At 71.2% G+C, this 20784-nt stretch carries 24 protein-coding genes; 12 read left to right on the top strand and 12 right to left on the bottom strand.

From position 1 onward, the window contains the following. Positions 1 to 14: 14 nt before the first annotated feature. From N5096_RS01745 to N5096_RS01735, 3 genes are all read right to left on the bottom strand, one after another. Entirely contained in the window at positions 15 to 371 is a 357-nt protein-coding gene (locus N5096_RS01745; protein ID WP_267662621.1) for a DsrE family protein, read from the bottom strand. Positions 372 to 627: 256 nt separating this feature from the next. Further along, positions 628 to 2343, bottom strand: a complete 1716-nt coding sequence (locus N5096_RS01740) for a hypothetical protein (protein WP_267662620.1) — start codon at positions 2341 to 2343, stop codon at positions 628 to 630. Positions 2344 to 2490: 147 nt separating this feature from the next. After that, on the bottom strand, positions 2491 to 3951 hold the full coding sequence (locus N5096_RS01735; RefSeq protein WP_267662697.1) for a dihydrolipoyl dehydrogenase: 1461 nt from the start codon (positions 3949 to 3951) through the stop codon (positions 2491 to 2493). A gap of 153 nt (positions 3952 to 4104) precedes the next feature. On the opposite strand from N5096_RS01735, the gene N5096_RS01730 reads away from it, so the two are divergent. The 3 genes from N5096_RS01730 to N5096_RS01720 all read left to right on the top strand — a co-directional run bounded on the left by N5096_RS01730 (position 4105) and on the right by N5096_RS01720 (position 7088). After that, entirely contained in the window at positions 4105 to 4890 is a 786-nt protein-coding gene (locus N5096_RS01730) for a TSUP family transporter (RefSeq protein WP_267662619.1), read from the top strand. A 150-nt stretch (positions 4891 to 5040) separates the two neighbouring features. Next, positions 5041 to 6024 (top strand): S49 family peptidase, encoded by a 984-nt coding sequence (locus N5096_RS01725; protein ID WP_267662618.1) that lies wholly within the window; start codon positions 5041 to 5043, stop codon positions 6022 to 6024. Then, positions 6021 to 7088 (top strand): hypothetical protein, encoded by a 1068-nt coding sequence (locus tag N5096_RS01720; RefSeq protein WP_267662617.1) that lies wholly within the window; start codon positions 6021 to 6023, stop codon positions 7086 to 7088. Before N5096_RS01725 ends, N5096_RS01720 begins: the two co-directional genes overlap by 4 nt. 40 nt (positions 7089 to 7128) lie before the next feature. Here the strand turns inward: N5096_RS01720 and N5096_RS01715 are convergent, their stop codons facing one another. After that, positions 7129 to 7872 carry a competence/damage-inducible protein A gene (locus N5096_RS01715; protein ID WP_267662615.1) on the bottom strand — a complete coding sequence of 248 codons (744 nt, stop codon included), beginning with the start codon at positions 7870 to 7872 and terminating at the stop codon, positions 7129 to 7131. 167 nt (positions 7873 to 8039) lie between these two features. Between N5096_RS01715 and N5096_RS01710 the strand changes: the two genes are divergently transcribed. Together N5096_RS01710 and N5096_RS01705 are read left to right on the top strand one after the other, a co-directional pair. Next, a complete protein-coding gene (locus tag N5096_RS01710; protein WP_267662614.1) occupies positions 8040 to 8879 on the top strand; it encodes a DUF7260 family protein in 840 nt (279 codons plus the stop codon). Between the two features lie 115 nt (positions 8880 to 8994). Then, positions 8995 to 9621 (top strand): methyltransferase domain-containing protein, encoded by a 627-nt coding sequence (locus N5096_RS01705; protein WP_267662613.1) that lies wholly within the window; start codon positions 8995 to 8997, stop codon positions 9619 to 9621. Between the two features lie 21 nt (positions 9622 to 9642). Here the strand turns inward: N5096_RS01705 and N5096_RS01700 are convergent, their stop codons facing one another. From N5096_RS01700 to N5096_RS01690, 3 genes are all read right to left on the bottom strand, one after another. Continuing rightward, on the bottom strand, positions 9643 to 11034 hold the full coding sequence (locus N5096_RS01700; protein ID WP_267662612.1) for an MFS transporter: 1392 nt from the start codon (positions 11032 to 11034) through the stop codon (positions 9643 to 9645). A 201-nt stretch (positions 11035 to 11235) separates the two neighbouring features. After that, positions 11236 to 11418: a hypothetical protein gene (locus N5096_RS01695; protein ID WP_267662611.1), complete on the bottom strand. Its 183-nt coding sequence runs from the start codon at positions 11416 to 11418 to the stop codon at positions 11236 to 11238. Between the two features lies 1 nt (position 11419). Further along, positions 11420 to 12052, bottom strand: coding sequence for an L-lactate permease (locus N5096_RS01690; protein ID WP_267662610.1), 633 nt, complete (start codon positions 12050 to 12052; stop codon positions 11420 to 11422). Between the two features lie 526 nt (positions 12053 to 12578). On the opposite strand from N5096_RS01690, the gene N5096_RS01685 reads away from it, so the two are divergent. Further along, complete coding sequence (locus tag N5096_RS01685) at positions 12579 to 13112, top strand: universal stress protein (protein ID WP_267662609.1); 534 nt, start codon at positions 12579 to 12581, stop codon at positions 13110 to 13112. A gap of 86 nt (positions 13113 to 13198) precedes the next feature. After that, entirely contained in the window at positions 13199 to 14236 is a 1038-nt protein-coding gene (locus N5096_RS01680; RefSeq protein ID WP_267662608.1) for an NAD(P)/FAD-dependent oxidoreductase, read from the top strand. 116 nt (positions 14237 to 14352) lie between these two features. Here the strand turns inward: N5096_RS01680 and N5096_RS01675 are convergent, their stop codons facing one another. Next, positions 14353 to 14631, bottom strand: a complete 279-nt coding sequence (locus N5096_RS01675; protein WP_309243295.1) for a hypothetical protein — start codon at positions 14629 to 14631, stop codon at positions 14353 to 14355. 241 nt (positions 14632 to 14872) lie between these two features. On the opposite strand from N5096_RS01675, the gene N5096_RS01670 reads away from it, so the two are divergent. The 5 genes from N5096_RS01670 (at position 14873) to N5096_RS01650 (ending at position 18032) form a co-directional block, all read left to right on the top strand. Then, on the top strand, positions 14873 to 15277 hold the full coding sequence (locus tag N5096_RS01670; protein WP_267662607.1) for an abortive infection protein: 405 nt from the start codon (positions 14873 to 14875) through the stop codon (positions 15275 to 15277). Positions 15278 to 15391: 114 nt separating this feature from the next. Further along, on the top strand, positions 15392 to 15694 hold the full coding sequence (locus tag N5096_RS01665) for a hypothetical protein (RefSeq protein ID WP_267662606.1): 303 nt from the start codon (positions 15392 to 15394) through the stop codon (positions 15692 to 15694). 44 nt (positions 15695 to 15738) lie between these two features. Next, positions 15739 to 16659 carry a DNA adenine methylase gene (locus tag N5096_RS01660; RefSeq protein ID WP_267662605.1) on the top strand — a complete coding sequence of 307 codons (921 nt, stop codon included), beginning with the start codon at positions 15739 to 15741 and terminating at the stop codon, positions 16657 to 16659. Between the two features lie 108 nt (positions 16660 to 16767). Then, complete coding sequence (locus tag N5096_RS01655; RefSeq protein WP_267662604.1) at positions 16768 to 17217, top strand: universal stress protein; 450 nt, start codon at positions 16768 to 16770, stop codon at positions 17215 to 17217. Further along, the gene (locus N5096_RS01650; protein WP_267662603.1) at positions 17217 to 18032 is read left to right on the top strand and encodes a DUF63 family protein; all 816 of its coding nucleotides are present in this window, start codon (positions 17217 to 17219) and stop codon (positions 18030 to 18032) included. The genes N5096_RS01655 and N5096_RS01650 overlap by 1 nt, the downstream gene beginning before the upstream one ends. A gap of 87 nt (positions 18033 to 18119) precedes the next feature. Here the strand turns inward: N5096_RS01650 and N5096_RS01645 are convergent, their stop codons facing one another. From N5096_RS01645 to N5096_RS01630, 4 genes are all read right to left on the bottom strand, one after another. After that, entirely contained in the window at positions 18120 to 18602 is a 483-nt protein-coding gene (locus N5096_RS01645) for a DUF456 domain-containing protein (protein ID WP_267662602.1), read from the bottom strand. Between the two features lie 137 nt (positions 18603 to 18739). Next, positions 18740 to 19321 (bottom strand): DUF2150 family protein, encoded by a 582-nt coding sequence (locus N5096_RS01640; RefSeq protein WP_267662601.1) that lies wholly within the window; start codon positions 19319 to 19321, stop codon positions 18740 to 18742. 171 nt (positions 19322 to 19492) lie between these two features. Continuing rightward, positions 19493 to 20341, bottom strand: a complete 849-nt coding sequence (locus tag N5096_RS01635) for a TatD family hydrolase (protein ID WP_267662600.1) — start codon at positions 20339 to 20341, stop codon at positions 19493 to 19495. A gap of 115 nt (positions 20342 to 20456) precedes the next feature. After that, positions 20457 to 20784 (bottom strand): hypothetical protein (locus tag N5096_RS01630; protein ID WP_267662599.1); only part of this gene is annotated, 328 nt, incomplete at its 5' end.

The following is a 20784-nucleotide window of genomic DNA, read 5'->3' as shown; positions in this document are numbered from 1 at the left end:
AAACCGCGACCGGCTTAGAACGTGATGATCTCGTAGTCGTCGTCAACGAGCGAGCGAACGCTCGGGTGCCCGTCGTACTCGGCGAGGGTGACGAGTCCCGAGTCGGCGACGGCGTCTTCGACGCCGAACGCGCCCGAGCAGTAGTCGCAGACCGCGGCGTCGTCGCGGACCGCCTGGTAGAGTTCGTGGTAGTCGCTCTCCTCCTCTTCGAGCTCCGGGATCCACTGGGTCCCAGCGCCGTCGAAGATGAGTTCGAGCTCGTCGTCGTCGTTCTCGGCGAACTCCTTCGCGGCCTCCAGCGCGTTCGCGAGGCGGCCGTAGTCAGAGTGCGATTCGTTGCCGGCAAGAATCACGATTGCTGCTTTTGCCATCGTGGTCCCTTATAAACGTCACTCGTACTAAACCCGCCCGCTGGTGTGTGTCCGCGGCGCCGATGCGGCATGCGATCACGTGCCACTGTCGGTCGGGTCGGTCCCGGGACGGTCACGGACAGTCGCTCGCGTCGAACGAGCGCGGCCAGCGCGCCGCCGCCGGCGGACGCCGTCAGGACGCGACGGGGGGAAACGCTCGGAGGGTCGGCCATGCGTTCCGGCTCGACGCCGAGCCGCGAGACGTCTTTGCCCCTCGTCACGACGGCCCGATCGCGTCCCGGAGGACGCGCTGGGCCCGGTAGAGCGTGTACGCGACGGAGAGGCCGACGAGGACGACGGCCGCCCCCGCGGCGGCGAGCACCGGGCCGGACGCCGGGGATTTTAAATCGTTGCCGCTCCCGCAGTTCCCGCAGCCGTCCTCGCCGCAGTTCCCGCAGCCGGGGAGGTCGGAGTCGGCGTCGTCGCCGGTCGCGTCTTCCCCTCCCCGACCCGTCAAGCCGGCGGCCTCGGGCGCGTCGAGGCCCTCCGGAGCCGCGGGCTCGGCCGAGTCTGTGCCAGCGGGCCCGGCGGCGTCCGCGCGGGCTTCCCGCGGCGGCGTCTCGGTCGCGGCGCCCGAGGCGTCGAGCCGCCCGGTAGTCTCGTCCACCGAGTCGCCAGTCTCGTCCACCGAGTCGCCAGTCCCGTCCACCGAGTCGCCCGAGTCGTCGAACAGGTGCGGCGCGTGCGAACGGAGCGCCTCCAGCCCCGCCTCGATCTCCTCGCGGTCCTCGTGGCCGACCGCGAACTCGGACAGGTCGTCGACCATCTCCCGCGCGGGCTCCGGGCGGTCCGTCTCCACGTAGCTCCGGGCCGCGTCGAACATCGCCCGGCCGAGCCAGTGCGCGAAGACGGGGTTGTCGTACCGCTCCTCGAGCGCCTCGAGGCGTTCGAGCTTCGCCTCGCCCGCCTCCACGTCGCCGTCGAAGAAGGACGCCCGCGCGGAGAAGAACGTCGCCACCGCCGCCCACGTCGCGCTCGACGGGGTTGAGAGCCGTTCGTGGCGGTCGACGGTCTCGCTCGCCCAGTGCTCGACCCGGCTGACGTCCGCGGCTTCGAAGCTTGCGCGCGCGGCGTTCGCCGTCGCGACCGGGAGCCAGCGGACGATCGCCTCCTCCTGTGCCGGGTACCGGTCGGCGAGCGCCTCGATCCGACCGATCCGCTCCTCGATCGTCGCCACGTCCGTCCGCTCGGCGTCCGCGTTCGTGCGCGCGGCGAGGACGCCGGCCAGCCCCGCCGCGACCTCCCCGTCCGGGTGGACCCGGAACAGCTCCTCCGCGCGCTCCACGCGGTCGCCTCCGGCATCATGCTCGGCCGGCGCGGTTCCTGGGTCCGAGTCATCGCGTCCGAGGGCCGCGTCGTCGGCGTCGCCGCCCTCAGCGCCGTCGTCGCCGAGATACAGCTCCGCGTGGGCGTACGCCCGCAGCAGCGGGGCGGCGATATCCGGCTCGGAGTGGGCGTCATACACGGCTTCGAGCCGCTTCACCAGCGGTCCGATCCGATCCCGGCGACCGCCTTTCCCGTTCGCATGGACCGTCTCGGCCGTCGCCCGAGCCAGCGGCGCCGCGATCGCTGGCTCCGGGCGGCGGCCGTACAGCTCCTCGATCCGCTCCCGGTACTCCTCGATCCGATCGGGGTCGATCGCGGTCTCGTAGACGTCGTCGCGGCCCCGCACGCTCGTCGCGTTCGCGAGGGCGTTCGCGAGGTGGACGTCGACGTCGCCGCCGTCCCCGGCGCCGCGCAGTCGGTCCAGCCGTGCGATCATCTCGGCCTCCGCGTCGAACTCGCCGCGGTCGCCGTAGGCGTCGCCGAGCGCGACGAGCGCGTCGGTCAGCCGCGCCCGGTCGTCCGCCTCCAACTCGGCCGGCGTCGCCGCGTCGAACGCCTCGACGCGCTGTTCGAGCTCGCCGACCGAGCGTGTGTCGCTGGATACCATGTGTGTTGGTTCGGCGTTGGCGCGGGCCGACGTAAACGCTCGCCTTCGAGCGATGCTCTCGCGGGACCTCGCGGGCGCTCGGTGATGCCGATCGAACGCGGCGACCGCCTCAGTGTCCGCGGTACCGCTCGGCGTCCACGGGACCACTCAGTGTTGGTGGCCGTGGTCGTGACCGCCGCTGCGCGAGAACTGCCCGGAGAAGGCCCGGTCGACGACCTCGGAGAGCGCGGGGTGGATGTGGACCGTGTCCCGGACGTCCTCGACGGTCCCCGAGCCGGCGGTCATCGCGACGACGACCTCCTCGATCAGGTTCGACGCCTCGGGGCCGATGATATGGCAGCCCTCGATGTTCCCGTCCAGATCGATGAGGACCTTCACGAACCCCTCGGCGTGCATCGCGCTGCCGCGGGCCGTGTCGTCGTACGCGTAGGTCCCGGTGGCGTACTCGGCGTCGGCCTCGCGGAGGTCCCGCTCGCGCGCCCCGACGCCGGCGACCTCGGGCGAGGCGAAGACGGCGAACGGCATCGCCGAGTAGTCGACCGGCTCCGGCTCGTCGCCGAGCAGGTTCCGGACGACGGCCTTCGCCTCGTGGTTCGCGCTGTGTTTCAGCAGGTACTCGCCGACCACGTCGCCGAGCGCCCACACGCCCTCGGCGTCCGTCCGGAGGTACTCGTCGGTCTCGACGAAGCCGGCGTCATCCGTCTTCACGCCGGTCGCGTCGAGGTTCAGCGCGTCCGTGTTCGGTTGGCGGCCCGCCGCGACCAAGAGCGCGTCGCCCGAGACGGTCACGTCCTCGGCCTCCTCGGGCGCGCCGACCGTCTCGCCGCCCGCCCGCACCGCGTCGGCCTCGGGGTACGGCCGGGCCTCGACGGTAACCTCGCCGTGGACCTCGTCGACCGCGACGGCCTCGTATCCCGCGTACACGTCGAACCGGTCGGCGTAGCGGTCGGTAAACGCCTCGCCGACCTCTGCGTCGGCCTCTGGGAGGAGGTGCTCGCGCCGGCCGACGATCGTCACGTCGCTGCCGAAGGTTCCGAAGAAGTGACCGAGCTCGGCCGCGATGTACCCGCCGCCGACGATGACGAGGCGGTCCGGCGGCGATTCGAGCCGGAGCGCCTCGGTGCTCGTGAGATACTCCACGTCCTCGATCCCGTCGATCGAGGGGATCGAGGGGCGCGTGCCGGTGGCGACGAGGATGGTGTCCGCCCGGAGCGTCGCGCCCTCGTCGTCACCGTCGACGATTTCGACCGTGCGGTCGTCGACGAATCGCCCGGTTCCCGAGAACAGGTCGTGGGCGTCAGAGGACATGAGCCCCTTTCGGATCGACTCGGAGCTGCCCGACACGTCGTCGTTCACTTTCCGGACGATCTCCGCGAAGTCGACGTCGCGCACCTCGGCGTCGATCTCGAACGCGTCCGCGCCCTCGATCGTCTCCATGACGTCGGCGTGGTAGAGGAGCTGTTTCGAGGGGATACAGCCGCGGTTGAGACACGTCCCGCCGAGCCGTCCCTCCTCGACGACCGCGACCGAGTTCCCCCGGCCGGCCATCGCGTTCGCCACGTCCAATCCCGACCCCGACCCGATCACCATGAAGTCGAACTCCTGCATGGCGCCGACGACGTCGGCCATCCCCATCAACACCGGTCCCGGTGGCGCGAGCCGCACACGACCGCGGAGGACCCGCGGGCGACCCGGATCCGAACGTGCCCTCGCACCGCACGGCAGACGGTGATTTATATATGAATGTCCCGTCCAGGCGGTGTGACTCTCGCGCTCTCGGCCGAGCTGATAGCGGCGGTCGCCCTCGTCGTCGCGGTCGCGGGCGCAGTTAACGGGGTGGCGGGGTTCGGCTTCGCCGTCGTCGGGACGATGGTCCTCGCGACCCTCGTTGACCCCGCGACCGCCGTCGCGTTCATGATCCTCCCGATGTTCGCCGTGAACGTCGCGCTCGTCGGGGAGCTCACCCGCGAGGAGCTCCGCACGTGCGGGACCCGTTTCGCGCCCCTGCTCGTCGCCGCCCTCGTCGGGACGATCCTCGGCATGGCGCTGCTCGACCGGCTCCCGGCCGGGCCGGTCCGGGTCCTCCTCGGGCTCGTCTCGCTGGGCTTCGTGGCGACGAACCAGCGCGCCGTCCCCCTCCCGGCGCTGCCGCGTGTGAGCGATCGGGACCTCGCCGATACGCCGCTCGTCATGGCGGTCGTCGGCGGCGTCTCCGGCGTCCTCTTCGGGGCGACGAACGTCGGCGTGCAGCTCGTCGCGTTCGTCCGGAGCTTTGACCTCTCGCACGGGCTGTTCGTCGGCGTCGTCGCGCTCGTGTTCGTCGGCATCAACGGCCTGCGCGTCGTCGCCGCGGGCGCGCTCGGGCTTTACCCGGACGTGGGATTCGCCCTCGCGTCGGTCGCCGCCGCGGTCCCCGCGGTCGCCGGCGTCGCCTTCGGGAAGCGGCTCCGCGGTCGCGTGAGCGACCGGCTGCGCCGCGGCGTGGTCCTCGGTCTGCTGGCGGTCATCGGCGTCCGACTGGTGCTCGGCGGCGCGGGCGTCCTCTGAGGCGGGTGGCGACCCGCCATCGGTATCCCGTCTCGTGGCAGGCTGATCACGGGCCCGACCGGTTTAAGTAAGGGTTGCCGCCTTGTGGCGGTTTCGCGGCGTTCGTTTTCGTAATTTTTATCAATTGATTGCCGCTGGGTCTACCCGGTCATGTCAACCAACCAGCCCTCCACGGTCCTCACGTCGCGGCAGCAGCTCGCCGTCGTCGTGGTGGCCGCGGCGGTGGTCGGCGCCGTGCTCGCGCCCAGCGTGTACGCGGCGACCAACGACCCGGACGATACCGTCGCCGTCGTCGAGATCGAAGGTCCCGTCACTTCGGCCCTCGCGGACGACGTCGAGAGCGAACTCGCGGACATCCGCGCCAACGACTCCGTCGGTGCGGTCGTTCTCAAGCTGGACACCCCGGGCGGCGCCCCCGTCGCCTCCGAGCGGATGTATAAAGCAGTCCAGCGGACGAGCGAACAGATGACCGTGATCGCGAGCGTGCAGTCGATCAGCGCCTCCGGCGGCTACTACGCCATGGCGCCCGCGGACGAGATCTACGTGCTCCCGACCTCGACGGTCGGTAGCATCGGGCTGAACGCCCCCGCGCCGCAGACGACCGCGCCGGTTCAGGGCCCCAGCGGCCCGGACAAGGCCGGCGGCAACGAGATCCAGGCGTGGGCCGAACAGCAGACCCTCGCGGACACCTTCGTCGACGCGATGATGGCGGAGCGCGGCGACGAGTTCCAGATGCCGCGCGAGGAGGTCGCGCAGGCCGACGTGTACCTCGGCACCGAGGCGGTGCAGAACGGCTACGCCGACGAGATCGGCTCGCTCAACGAGGCGATCCACGCCGCCGCGACCGAGGAGAACCTCGGCGAGTACGAGGTCGACACCCGGGAGACCGGACCCGACATCGGCTTCCCGATCCTGCTCCGCACCGACACCCAAGTCGTCGCGGTCCACGCGAACGACCCCGGCTACGGCGAGGTCGAGCCGATGGGGCTCACCTACGTCCACCTGGAAGCCGTCCCGCACGTCGACACGGTCGAGCGCTTCTCCGAGAGCGACCTCGACCGCGGCGGGTCGGCGGCCGACACGGGTGCGACTGGCAACGAGACGGCGCGGCTCACCGGAGGTGTCGGCGCGTGAGCGACGTCCGGACGCTGGCCGCCGCCTTCGTCGTAACGCTGGCGACGATCACCGGCGGCGCGGCGCTCACGGGCTTCGTGACCGCCGACGGCGCCGCCCCCGCGCCCGAGATCCAGAACGAACACTACGTCGACGGCGACGCGGTCGCGAACGACACGCCGGGGCAGGCGGACGTCGAGATGGAGACCGCGACGCGGTCCCAGACGGTGCTCGTCGACCCCGGCGTCGAGCCGACCGGCGCCGTTCCGGTGAGCCCGCTCGCCCTGCTCGGCTTCGGCGGGCCGAGCGTCGCCGACCGCGACGTCCGGCCGCTGGCGAACGCCCTCATCGAGAACGGCCACGACGTCGACGTCTACGTGCCGGACCCGGAGCAGCAGCGTCGGGCGGTGCCTCCCGGCGCAGAGCAGGGGCCGACCCAGCTCGGCGAGCGGCTCGCCGAGGCGGATGCGTTCGTGACGTTCCGGACCGACTACGACGAGGCCGAGCTCGACGAGATCGAGTCGTTCGCCGAGTCGGGCGGCCACGTGGTCGTAGCGACTGAGCCCGACGCGGCGTTCGATCAGCCCGGGGCGGTCGGGCTCGATGCGACGCTCGACGTCACCACGGAGCCCGGCTACGTGTACAACATGGAGGAGAACGACCTGAACTACCAGCGCGTCTACGCGGAGCCGACCGAGGAATCCGACGCCGCGCTGACCGAGGGCGTCGACCGCGCCGTCCTGCCGTCGGCGACGCCGGTCGGGACGACGATCGCCGGTAGCGACGTGCTCCGCCCCGTCGAGGGGAGCGAGCTGTCGACGACCCGCGCGTCGACCGAGGCGCCGCTGCTCGTTCGGACCGACGGCGTGGTGATGGTGGGCGACAGCGACTTCCTCTCGCCCGAGAACGCCGCGCGCGCCGACAACGACGCGCTGATCGGGAACCTCGCCGACTTCCTCGTGACGAACGACCGGACGCCGCCGGGACCGGGCGGTCAGCAGTCGCCGACCGGCCCGACCGGACCCACCGAACCCGGACAGCCCTCCGAGCCGCAACAGCCCTCGGGGAACGAGACGACCGGCTGAGCCGAATCGGCCGCGCGGTCGACCTCGCGTCGCTTTTTTATCACTCCCAGTTCCGGCGCACCGGCGTCTCGCTCGCGTCGACGTTCGCCAGCAGCCACGTCGCCGCGTCGTCGAGCGCGTCGCCGTCGGTCGCGGTCAGCTTCAGGCGGTTGTGGTCGGCCTCGCGGTCGGGGTAACAGCCGACGGCGACGTCGAAGCGCTCCATCGCCTCCTCCAGGGCGGGCACGATGTTCGACTCGGGCTCCACCGTGTAGAGGAACCGCGACCGCCGGTCGCCCGCGAACTCGTCGGCGACGGTCGCGAAGACGGCCTTCAGCTCGTCCGGAATGCCCGGCATCACGTACACGCCCTCGATGACGCAGCCGGGCGCGAGCCCGGCCTCGGTCACCAGCGGGCGGCTCCCCTCGGGGACCGCCGCCTCCGCCTCGACGTCGACGTCGAACTCGCGGTCGGGGACGCGCTCGCGGATCGCGGCGAGCCGCTGCTCGACCGACTCCCGCGTGAGGTCGGTGGCGACCATCTCGCGGTCGAACGCGTCCGCGACCGCCTCCATCGTCACGTCGTCCGGGGTGCTACCGATCCCCCCCGTGACGATCGCGGCGTCGAACGCCGCGGCGTACTCGCGCACGTGTTCGGCGATCGCCGCCCGGTCGTCGGGCACGGAGAGGATCCGCGCCACCGTGACGCCGCGGTCGCTCAGCTCGGCGGCGAGCCAGTTCGCGTTCGTGTTCACCGTGTCGCCCGAGAGCAGCTCGTCGCCGACCGTGATCAGCGCGACTTCCATCGGCGCTCCCTTGGACCGGCCGACGGATGTACGTTTCCCGTCGCCGGCTCCGGTCCGACCGGCCGCGGAGGGAGGCGCCCGGCGTCTCGGGAGCGCTATTGAGCGCTCGTGACCGCCCGATACCGCTCATATAAGCGTTTACCAGGGCGTCCCGCGAGGGATGGGGTATGCCAACGACTGCCGACGAGGCGGACCGGTCGGTCATCGACGAGGCCCGGGAGGCCGTCCGGGTCGAGCGGCGCCGCACCGCCGACGAGCGCGAGGCGTTCCGGGCGTTCCGCGGCCGGGTCGAGTCGGTCCCGACCGAGGCGGTCTCGCCGGGCGGGTCACCCGCAACGGCGGGGGTAGCGGACGTCACGGCTTCCCCGAGCGGTTCCGGTACCCCGGCCGACGCGAGGGCCGGGGGTCCCGCGACACCCCCCGGCTCGGGACTGGTCGCCGTCAGGGACGCGTACGCCGAGACCGTGATGTCCGTGCCGCACTACGAGGAGGAGTACGACGACACCTACGAGCGCAGCGTCGCCGCGGAGCTCGGCCCCGAGCTGGCGTACGCGCTCACCCGGGGCTCGGGTTACCACCCCGAGTACGGGCGGGCCCTGTTCGACGCGGTCGATGACGCGATCGAGGAGCGCGACCGGCTCGTGGAGCGGCTCCGGGTCGAGACGGAGTCGCTCGACCGGGCGAGCTCCCGGCTCGGGGCGGTCCGGCGCGAGATCGAGACGCTCGACGCGACGGTTCCGGAGGGCGGGTTCGGCGCGCTCGACGCCTGTCGCGCCCGCGCCGGCGTCCTCGTGGAAGACTGTGACCGGATCGCGGCGCGCCGCCAGCGCGCGATCGCGGAGCACGGCCGCGAACTCCGGCTCGACGACGACGTCGTCGATCTCCCGACGTACCTCTACCAGAACGTCTCCGCGACGTACCCCGTCCTCGCCGCGGTCGGAGCGGTCGGGGACCGGCTCGACGGGCTCACGCGACGGACCGAGCGCGCGATGGCGCGCGTCGGGTAACCGACGCCGTATTTAAAAGGCGAACGTGCGGTGACCCCCGCGGCGGCCGGTCGACCGGCCGCGCGGCCGCCGCCGTCGACGGGCTCTTGGGCTCCGCGCCCCGATCACGAATCCCGTGACGACCGTCCTCTCCGACCGCGACCGACGGAAGCGCGACGACCGACCCGACGAGACGTTTTATCAGGACCCGCGGTTCGTCACCCACGCCGACGACGCGTTCCTCGCCCGGCTGACGGCGCTGTACGACGAGATCCTCGACCCGGGCGACCGCGTCCTCGACGCGATGAGCAGTTGGGTCTCGCACCTCCCGCCGACCGGCTTCGACCGCGTCGTCGGCCACGGGCTCAACGAGGCCGAGCTCGCGGCGAACGACCGGCTCGACGAGTTCGTCGTTCGGGACCTCAACGCCGACCGAGCGCTCCCCTTCGCCGACGGCGCCTTCGACGCCGTCTGCTGTGCCCTGTCGGTCCAGTATCTGCAGTACCCGGGCGCGGTGTTCGCCGAGTTCGAGCGCGTCCTCGCCCCCGGCGGGGTCGTCGTCGTGAGCTTCTCGAATCGGCTGTTCCCGACGAAGGCCGTCCGCGCGTGGCGGCTCGCGTCGATGGACGAGCGCGCCGACCTCGTCGAGCGCTATTTAAAAGCCGGCGGTCTCGCGGTCGCCGAGGGGATCGCGGAGCGCCCCGGGAGCGACCCGTTCTACGCCGTCGTGGGGCGGAGGCCCGCGAGCGACGGCGCCGAGTGACCCGGTCGCCCGTTTCGGCGGTCACTCCGCCGGCGTCGGCGTCTCCACCCCGGAGCCGCTCGGGGGGCGGAGGAGGAGCGCCGCCAGCCCGGCGGCGATCGCGAGGCCGCCGCCGAGCGCGAACGTCGGGACCCAGCCCAGCGTCGCGACGAGGTAGCCGGTGACCGTCCCCGCGAAGACGCCGCCGCCGACCTTCGCGGTGTAGAGGACCGCGTAGTTGCCCGAGGAGTTCTTGGCGCCGTAGTAGTCGGCGATCACCGACGGGAAGTAGACGAACAGCGGCGAGGAGAAGAACATCGCCGCCATCACCAGCGCGACGAACGCGATCCCGGCCTCGGCGCGCCCGGCGCCGATCAGCGCGAGCCGGAAGCCCCCGGCGAGCACGAAGGAGGCGGCCATCACCTTCTTGCGCTCGAAGCGGTCGGACGCCTCCCCGAGGATCATCCGGGAGACGCCAGCGGCGACAGGCAGGAGCGTCGCCGCCGCGGTCGCGACCACCGCCGCGAGTCCGAACTGCTCAGCGAACCGCACGACGTTGGCGATGACGATCAGGTCGGCGCCGGCCATCGCGACGAACATCGCGTACAACAGCCAGAACTGCCACGTCGAGAGCATCTCGCGGGTCGTGTACGCTCGCCCCCGGAGCGAGGCCGCGAGCCCCTCGTCGCCGGTGTCGTCGTCGTCCCGGTCCGCCAGCCCGAGCCACTCGTCCGGCGGGTCCCGGAGGAGGTACGCCCCGGCGAGCGTGACGACGAGGATGGCGATCCCCACGTTCCGGAGCACATCGCCGTACGCCGCCACAGTCGCGTTCGCCCGCACGTACGGCACCACGAGGGCGCTCCCGGCGGCGAACGCCATCGTGCCGATACCGGTCGTGAGCCCCGTGCGGTCGGGGAACCACTTGACCGCGGTGTTCACCGCGACCGTGTACACGATCCCCACGCCGATCGCGCCCAGCGAGTACAGCAGGTACAGCTGCCAGACCGCCGTCGCGTACGCGAGCCCGATGTACCCGCCGCCCGCGAGCAGCGCCGCGACGAAGGTGAGCGCGCCCGGCCCGCGGCTGTCGCGCCACTTGCCGGCGGGGAACTGCGAGAGCGACTGGAAGACGACGTAAAAGGAGAACACCGCGCCGAGCGCCGGCAGCGCGATGTCGAGGCTCGCGGCCAGCGGCTGCTGGATCGACGACCAGACGTACTGGTACGGGCTCACGGCCGCCATCATCCCCGCGGCGGCGACGATCTGCCACCAGCGGGAGAAGCCGAGGACTGACGACGCCCGGCCGGCGTAGTCGACGCCGCCCTCCGCCTCGTCGAGTTCGGGGGCGTCGGTCGCGGGAGCGCCCTCTCCGACCGGATCGCTCTCGCCGGGCCCTCGGGTTTCCCCGGCGTCGCCGCCGTCCCCGTCACCCATCGTTGCCGTCCGTCGACCGCGTGGTGGTGTTCCGTGTCATGTCGTGTGCCTCGGGTCGCGCCGCGGGGACGGGCCCGCCGCGGCGCTCGCGTCCGTACCGGTACTGTTCGGACTCGCCGATTAAAACGCGTCGTTGGGGTCGTTCTTGCCTCGTCGACCCCGGTCGGATCCGAGACGGCGCCGGGTCCGGGCGGAGGGCCCTCAGAGCGCGTCCGGGTCCGCCGCGGTGAACCGCACCGCCGGCGGGATCAGCCCCCCGACGGCCAGCATCGCGAGGCCGACCGCCCAGAGGGCCGCGACCTCGGCCGACGCGCCGTAGCTCACCAGGGGGAGCGACAGCGCCATCAGGCCGAACGCCAGGGTGTACCGGTCTATGACGTCCATCTCAGGCCACCCCTAGGAGCCCCGCGGCGTTCAGGAGGACGATGGCGAGCCCGACGAGCGCGCCGACGGCGGCGACCCACGGGATGGTCACCCGGAGGACGTCGCCCTCGCGGCCGACGATCCCGGCCGCGGTCGTGCCGAGGATGACGTTGCCCGGTGAGATCGCGTTGCCGATGGCGCCGCCGGCGCTCTGCCCGCCGAGGATCAGCGCCTCCGAGATACCGCCGAGCTGGGCGGCGGTCTGCTGTTGGAGCCCGCCGAACAGGATGTTCGACGCGGTGTTGCTCGACGTCATGAACGCGCCGAGGGAGCCGATGAGCGGCGAGAGGAACCCGTAGGAGCTCGGCGTCGCGACGCTCGCGGTCCCCTCCGCGAGGACGAGCACCTGCCCGCTGTGGTCCATCAGCTTCGCCATGACGAGGAAGGAGATCACCGCGATCGACGCCGGGACCGCGGTCGCGAGGACCGCGCGCGTGAAGCCGGACCGGTCCGCGTCGGCGCGCGCCGCGGCCCCCTCGTAGTAGCCGACCGACGCAGCCTCGTGGGCGCGCCACCGCAGCACAACGAGCGTGAACAGCAGCAACAACAGCGGCAACGCCGCCAGCCCGGCGTAGATCGGGTTAACTGGTAGCACGGATTTCCCCCTGAAGCACGGCCTTCGGCCGCGTCTCGGACGAGGAGGTGACGGCCTCGTTCCGACTCGTTTCGTTTCTCATCGCATTTGACTCCGATTCGTAGGTTTCTTCCACCATATGTTGTCGACACGATCGGGTTTCAGTAGAATAGTAAAAGCGTATTTATAATATGGATTCGACGACATGATCCGCGTAACGAGTGTAAAAACGCCTATTACACGTGCAATTAGACGAGTTATAACGAAACGAACGAGAAGTGAACGAGCGGGAAGAAGCGGACAGCGTCGCCATCGGAGCGGTCTCGGAACGCGGCGCACGGGGTACCCTCGGATCGGACCCGTTTGGATTGTCGTCTGTGAAATAAAATCGGGAGGGATCGCCGGAGATCGCAACTCCTCCGCAGATTCGCTACTCGATAGATAATGATAATCGTCTATACTGTCGAAAATCGTTAAGAGGCGGGCGCTCCAACGTGATACCGTACACGGTCGGCGCCCGCAGACGGGCGACGCCGACAGATCCATCATGTCCGCCGAAACCGACACCACCGAGATCGACGCCATCGACGCCGCCGACACCGCCGACCCGGTCGCGACCGACGAGGGCCCCGCCCCGAGCGCCGCTGGGGCGTTAGGGGGCGGGTCGGTCTTCGAGCGCGTACTCGTCGTCACCGGCGACGACGAGGCCGGCCGCGCCGCGGTCGACGCGGGGCTCGACGTCGCCGCCGCCCACGGCGCGACCGTCGACGCGCTGTACGTCGTCGACACCGGCGAGCACTGGGACATAGTCGTCGAGCGCCGCGAGCGCACGGGCGAGACGCTCGTGGAGGACGCGGCGGCCCGCGGCGAGGCGGCCGGCGTCGACGTGGAGAAGCAGTTCCGGTACGGCACGCCCCACGAGGAGGTCCTCGACTTCGCCGACGCGCACGACGCGGACCTGATCGTGGTCGGCTCCGCGCGCCGCACCGGACTCGACCGGCTCGTCCACCCGGAGACGCTTCCGATTCGGGTCCAGCGCGGCGCCGACGCGCCGGTGCTGGTCGTCGGCGCCGACGACTGACCTCGCTTTTGAAACGCGGCGGCGTTCCGCGGGGGCCGGCGGCCCGCGAGACGACCGGTTAAGTGGTCGCGTCGCCTACAACGGGTATGACCGAAATCGGCATCGTCGGCGCCGGCGCGGGCGCGGCGGCCGCGGCGTTCGTCGTCGACGAGACGGCGCCCGACGCGGACGTGACCGTACTGGAGAAGTCGGGGGGCCTCTGCGGCCGCGCGGCGACCCGTCGGCACGACGACCTGACGTACGACTACGGCGCGAACTACCTGAAGTCCGACGACGAGCGCGTCGTCGAGCTTGTCACCGAGACGCTCGACGACGAGGGGCTCGTCGACGCCGCCGAGCCGGTGTACACCTTCGACGTCGACGGGGAGGTGTCCCCCGGCCGCGACGCCGACGAGCACAAGTGGAGCTATCGACGTGGGCTCACCCAGGTCGCCAAGCGGCTGTTCGGCCGGACCGACGCGACGGTCCACCGCCGAACCCGCGTCGAGACCGTGCGACGGGTCGGCGAGCGGTGGGAGCTCGACGACGCCGACGGGGAGACGTGGGGGCCGTTCGACGTCCTCCTCATGAACCCGCCGGCGCCGCAGAGCGCCGCGCTCCTCCGGGACGCCGAGTGGGAGTCGCCGGTCCGCGAGTCGCTCGTCGACGCCGTGGGCGAGGTGGCGTACCGGTCGGTGTGGAGCGCGGTGCTGCACTACCCCTTCGCCGTCGACGTCCCCTACTACGCCCTGGTCAACACCGACAAGGAGCACCCCGTCGGCTGGATCTCCCGCGAGGAGTGCAAGGCGGGACACGTCCCGGACGGCGAGACGCTGCTGGTCGTCCAGGCGGCCCCCGACTGGTCCGCCGAGCGCTACGACGACGACCCGGCCGCGAACGTCGCTGACCTCGCCGAACACGCCGCCTCGATCGTGGGAGACGAGCGGCTGGCGGACCCGGCGTGGACCGACCACCAGGGGTGGCGGTACGCGCTCCCGGAGAACGGTGTCGACCGCGGCCCGATCGACTCCGCGCGCGAAGACGACCTGTACCTCCTCGGCGATTGGGTCGCCGGCGAGGGGCGACTCCACGCCGCCATCGCGAACGGGCTCGATACGGGCGAGCGCGTCGTCTACGGGCTGTAGGCGACGCTCGTCGCGGCAGTCAGCAATTAAGAGAATCCGGTCGTTTCGACCCCTCTCTCGGGGGATTTTAATTCGGCGCCCGCCGGTCCGAGCGGCGACGACGCGAGTCGGCCGAGTCAGCCCTGCGTGAAGCGGTACTCCACCGTGCCGAGGCCGGGGAAGCTGATCGTCCGAACGGTTCCGCGGTCGACGTGGCGGGCGAGCGAGCGGCCCAGCGCGACGAGGGCGACGCCCCCGGCGAGCAGGCCCGCGGAGGCGAGCGGGTGGGAGGCCGCCAGCAGCGGGAGCATGATCAGCGCCAGGAACGCGAGCGACACGCCGAGGCCGCCGTTGGGGGGGCTGTCGGACCCGGCCGCGACTGCTCGCGCCGTGTATCCGTCGTTCATCGGTTGCATACCCAGCGGTACGTCTGCCGGGAGTAAAAACCTTTCAGTTTGCGTATGCTTTTTGAGCAGTGGTACCACGGACCACGCGCGCAGAACGTCTAAAACGGTTGTTAATGCGGTATAAACAGTACCATGGTATTCGTTCGTACACCTTTCGGGAAATTGGACGTTTCGCCGAGCCGGCGAGAGCGGCGCGCGGCGTCCGCGGCCGAACCGGAGGGTTTCTCCCGCCGGGGCCCCGCGGTCCCGCATGGGCTCCTCGCCGCGCTCGCGGTCGCGCTCGAACGTCCCCTTCTGGACGACGGTCGCGGTCGGGGCGCTGTACCTGCCGGCGTCGATCGCCGCCCGCGGGCTCGTCGATCCGGAGTACGCGGCCGGGGTCGGGTGGCTCCCCCGCTCAGTCGGCGAGGTTACGGGGACGTCGCTCGGGACGACCCTGGCGGCGGCGCTGTGGGTCCCGGTCGCCGGCGGGTTCCTCTACGCCTTCGCGACCGAGCTGGCGGCGATGCGGGACCGGACCGCGTGGTCGCCGCCCGACAAAGGGTACCTCGTCCTCGCGGCGGGCTCGCTGCTGGCTCACCCGCTCACGGGGCTTCCGTTCGTGTTCCTCGTGATCGCCGGCTACACCCTGCACCGGACCCTGCGGGTTCGGTAGCTCCGGCTGACCGCCCGCCCGCGTGTCGGTTCGCTCGCCGCTCCGCCCGTTCTTTACGGCTCGCTTTTGCCTGGTTTTATGTTGTCGCACATTTTTTCACGGTTACGAACAGCCATGTCGAAGACACGTGGGACGCCCGCTACGCGGACGGCGACGCTCGAGACCTCGGAGGCGCGGCGAACGGTCGCCGCGCTCACCGACGGAGCGGTCGAGACGGTCGCCGACCTCCGCGTCCGCGGCCGGGCGGACGAGATCGACGACGAGCTCCGCGAGATCCACCTCCCCGCGTTGGAGGAGGCCGGGTACATCGAGTGGGACCGCGAGGCGGGGACGATTTCGCCGGGGCCGAACTTCGACGAGGCCGCCGCTCACGTCGCCGACCTCCCCGTCCCCGACGGCGAGCAGGCCGACGACTGAGCCCGAGACGTTTATACGCCGCCGCGGGGGACTGCAGACGTCACATGGCCGAGCCGATCCTGAAGTGGGCCGGCGGCAAGCGCCAGCTGCTTGACGAGCTGTACGCTCGGTTCCCGGCCTCGTACGGGCGCTACCACGAGCCGTTCGTCGGGGGCGGCGCGCTCTTCTTCGACTTAGAGCCCGCGGACGCGGCGATCAACGACGCGAACCCGCGGCTGATCGGCTTCTACGAGCGGGTGCGCGACGAGCCGGAGGCGCTGATAGAGCGGCTTGAGGCGTTCGACGACCCGGACGCCGACCCGGACCCGTCGCTGCCGTACCACGAGGAGACGGCACGCGGCCGCGACGTGGAGAGCTACTACTACCAGCAGCGCGCGCGGTTCAACAGGCGCCCCTACGAGGGCGCGTTCGACCCCTTGGAGGAGGCGGCGCTCCTGTTGTACCTCAACCGGACCTGCTACAACGGGCTCTACCGCGAGAACGCCGACGGCGGGTTCAACGTCCCCGCGGGTCGGTACGCGAACCCGGACTGGGTCCAGCGCGACCGGATCCGTCGCGCGAGCGACGTACTCGCGGAGGCGGCGATACGCAACGACGACTTCGCGTACGTTCTCGACGCCGCCGATCCCGGCGACCTCGTCTACTTCGATCCGCCCTACGAGCCGATGAGCGCGACCGCGAGCTTCAACGAGTACAGCGCCGACGGCTTCGACCGCGAGGACCAGCGCCGGCTGCTCGACGTCGCGAGCGAGCTGGACGAGGCGGGCGTCCGAGTCGTGTTGAGCAACAGCGGCGTCATGTACGAACCGTACGCCGACGCGGGCTTCCGCGTCGAGACGGAGGACGCGACCCGGGCGATCAACAGCGACCCCGACAGCCGGGACGCCGTCGACGAGATCGTCGCGACGAACGTGCCGCCGGAGGACCGGGGCTCGGCGGGGCAGCGCGAGCTCTCGGGCTTCTGAGTGCGGACCGACGGCGGCGGCCGACGCTCTCAGGCGGTGTCGGCCGACCGGTTCCGTCGCCGACCGTATGGGGAGGGCTTTTTGAACTCCCCCGCCGACGACACGCGTATGACCGATCTCGACATCGACCTCGTTCTCGTTCCCGTCGACGGGAGCGAGGAGTCTCACGAGGCGGTCGACTACGCGATCACGGTCGCCGCCGAGTACGGCGCGAGCGTCCACGCCCTGTACGTGTTAGACGAGGACGTGGTCCGCGCCATCGACCACGGCGCGGTCGACGAGGAGGACGTCGCCGACGACACGGAGGCGTTCACGGACTCCGTCGCGCGGCGCGCGGAGGCGGCCGGAGTACCGCACAGCAACTCCATCGCGGCCGGGTTCTCGATGACGGTGAAGACGGTCCACCCGGGCAGCGTCGTGCTCGACACGGCCGAGGCGCTGGAGTCCGACTTCATCGTCGTCCCGCGCGAGCCCGTCACGGGCGACCCGGGCGAGGTGCTCGGGAAGGCGGCCGAGTACGTCCTCCTCTACGCCAGCCAGCCGGTCCTGTCCGTCTGATGGCCGGCGCGATCCCGTTCCTCCCCACGGGCACGACGCTCCCGCCGCTCCCGTACCTCGTCGGCGTCCTGCTCGCCGCCGGCGCGGTCGGCGTGGCCCTCCGCCGGCGACCCCCGCGAGTGGCCGGTCGCCACGTGCTCGCGCTCGCGCCGTGGATGGCGCTCGGCTCCGCGGCCCACGTGCTGTACGTCGTCGACGCGCTCCCGGCCGCGCTCGCGCCGCTCGCCGGCTCCCCGACCGTCTACCTCACGGTGGGGACGCTCGCGGGCGCGGCGTGGCTCGGGAGCGCGGCGCTGTCCCCCGAACGCATCCCGACGGCCCTCGCCGGTGCGGGCGCGCTCCTCCTCGTCCCGGTCGTCGCGGCCGCGCTCGCGACCGGGCCCTCCGCGGTCGGCGCTCGGTGGTCCGCGGTCGCGCTCGCGCTCACGGTCCCGATCGCCGCCGCCGTCTGGGTCGGACTGACACGGCTGCGTCCCGAGGCCGCGATCACCGGCGGCGCGGGCGCGCTCGCGGTGTTCGGGCACGCCCTCGACGGCGTCTCGACCGCGGTCGGGACCACCCAGCTCGGCTTCGGCGAGCGAACGCCCCTCTCCCGGATCCTCCTGGGCTTCGAGTGGATCCCGTCGGTCCCCGTGCTCGGCGAGGGGTGGGTGTTCCTGCTGGTGAAGCTCGCGGTGGCGAGCGCGGTGGTCTGGCTGTTCGCGGAGTACGTCCGGGACCGACCGGCGGAGGGGTACCTCCTGCTCGGCTTCGTCGCCGGGGTCGGCCTCGGGCCGGCCGCGCACAACCTCCTGTTGTTCACCGTCGCCGCGTGACGGACCGGGAATCGGCGGACGGGCTCCTCGCGCGTATCGCGATCGAGGGCCGTCGTCGAGCCGCCGTCGGACGCCTCCCCGTCGGAGTCACAGCACGGAGAGCGCGAACGCGACGGTGACGCTGGCCAGCATGACCGCCTGTATGACCGAGCTGGCGAGCGCCCCGATCACCGCGTAGGCCGACTGTCGGGCGGCGGCGCGGGGGTCGTCAGCGTTCTCGAAGAGCCCCGCGACGAAGACGGTTCCGCCCAGCCCGACGACGAAGCCGACCGGACCCAACACGAACACCAACGCGATTCCGACCACCGTACCGAGACCGACCGTCCGCGTCGACGCGCCGCCGATCCTCCCGGAGACCATCCCCGACAGCAGTTCCGCCGCGGAGGCCGAAAGCGAGACGAGAACGAGCGCGGTCAGGGCGGCGAGGCCCGGCTCGGTGACCCCGGTGGTGGACGCGTATCCGAGGACGGTCAGCGCGGCGAGGACGCCGCTCGGGACGAACGGGACGAACGAGCTGGCCGTCCAGACGACGAGCATCCCGACCGCGATCTCGGCCGCGGGGAGCGCCATATCGCGTCCACGGCGCGCGCGTTGATAACAGTTCACCCCGGAGGCGCCCGTCCGCGGTCAGCGCGGCCCTTCGGTGGCCCGACGGCTGGCCGGACGGAAACGAAACAGAAGAAGCGGAACCCGAACCGACCGCGGCCTCAGTCCTCTTCCTCGACGACTTCCGGGTCCTCGATCGCGGACTGCAGGGAGTCGAGCCCGTTCACCCACTCGGAGACGAGCCCGTACTCCAGCTCCTCGACGACCTCGATGTCGAGCAGTTCGCCGTCGATGACGCGCGTGCCGGCCTGCACGACGTAGCCGAGCGCGGCATCGAGGTCGTCCTCGGCCTCGGCGTCGGCGGCCGCGTGCACGAACTCGGTCACGTCGCCCTCGACGACGCCGCCGACGACGTACTCCTCGGCCGCGTAGAAGACGGGGACGAGCGAGGTCTGGACGCCGTCGATCAGCATCACCTTGTCCTCGTCGTCGAAGTCGACGTCGGCGAGGACGATGTCGCGGATGTCGCGGATCTCCTCGACCGCGCGGTCCTCGCCGATGCGCTCGTCGTCGAGCGCCGCGAGCACCTTCACCACGGCGATCGCCGCGTCGTCTTGGAGGTTCAAGAGGAGCCGCGCCGAGTCCTCGTTCTCGGGGTCGAGCTCCTCCTCCTGCAGCCGGTCGAGCCAATTTTGCCAGCGGTCGTCGGTATAGAACGCTTCGACGGCGTCATCGTCGGTCATGTCCCGTACGTCGCCCGGACTACTCAAATGCCTTTCCTATCGATCGCCGCGAGAGAGGGCGTCTCACCCGCTCGACGGCGGGATTCGGGGATCGGATAGGGCGGGTCGAACGCGAGGTGATGCGGTCGGGCGTTCGCCGGTCGCGCCGCCGGCTCGCGAACGGTGGCGACGCTACTCCAGCGTCGCCTCGGTGTCGATCCCGTACACCGCCTCGGGCGTCTCGACGTGCGCGCGCCGGACCGCGTCCTCGTACCCCTCCTCCAGCAGCCAGCGGACGCGGCGCGGGACCGTCTTCGGGCCGAGCACCATCCCCGGCTTCTCGGGGTCGTCGACGAAGTCGGTCTCCATCAGGAACGGCTCGCCGGACTCCGCGGCGCGCTCGAGCCGGTCCTTTTCGCTCATCACGCTCGGTGTGGGGCCCGCGAGCCGGCCTTCGGCGTAGTGTTTCACGACGTTCGTCGGGTCGAGCCCGGACTCCTCGGCGACGGCGGCCAGATCGCTCAGGTCCTCGCTCGCCTCCGTGTGGAGTTGGACGGCGCAGTCGAGCGCGGCGCCCAGCTCGAACGCGCGCCGGGTGACGGCGTTCGAGCCGTCCCAGACCGCGTCGCTCACGTCGTAGTGCGGGCGCCCGGACTTCAGCGCGAGCGCCCGCTCGTCGGCGACGAACTCGCTCGCGACCTCCAGCCCGCCGCACATCAGGTCCCGGGCGTCCCCCGGGGAGAAGCCGCGCTCGTCGACCAGCCGGCTGATCAGACCGGGATGGACGCCGAGGACGGGCCACGCGCGGCCGGGGAGGACCTCGTTCGCGGCGTCGACCGCGTCGAGCGTCTCCTCGAAGACGGGCCGGAAGTCGGCGGGCTCGTCGGGCTCGACGCCGAGGTGCCACGAGGGCTTGTTCACCACGAGCAGGTGGGTGCCGCCGAGCCTGACGAAGTCCTCGACGGCGTCGACCCCGCGGCCGTGACGCGGGTCGAGGTGGAGGTGGTCGTCGAGCACCGGCGTGTCGAGGTCGTCGGTCATACGTGAGAGACGTGGTGGCTGGTGCTTATAAACAACGAACGCGGGATCGAGTCTGTTCATAAATCGTTACTGTCAGTGACGGGGAGAACACTTCCAAAGCCCCAGTCGCTCGGTGCTACGCGATCGGTAACTGTGAATCGACGGTGAACGCCTCCAAAGCCCCAGTCGCGACGGCTCGCGCGGCTTGCCGTGTTCCTCGCTCGGTCGCGTTCGCTTCCTCGCTGCGGTACTTGCTGCGCCGTGCTTCGCCCTCGCGACTGCCCCTTTGAGTCCCACCCCACACCGCTCCGCACAGCACCTCACGCCTCCCCAGCCTCGTCACCGGCGCTACGCGCCGGTTGCAAGAGAGCTTCGCTCTCGCCCTGTCGGTGGTCCATCCGTTGTAGTTTAGCGGCGCGTCGAGGCGGTGTTTATGCGGATAGTTGAGCAAGACGGTGTTGAGT

Source organism: Halorubrum yunnanense, assembly GCF_026586675.1.
Taxonomy (GTDB): domain Archaea; phylum Halobacteriota; class Halobacteria; order Halobacteriales; family Haloferacaceae; genus Halorubrum; species Halorubrum yunnanense.
Note: the sequence above shows the minus strand (reverse complement) of the source record. Positions and strands in the feature narration are given on the sequence as shown.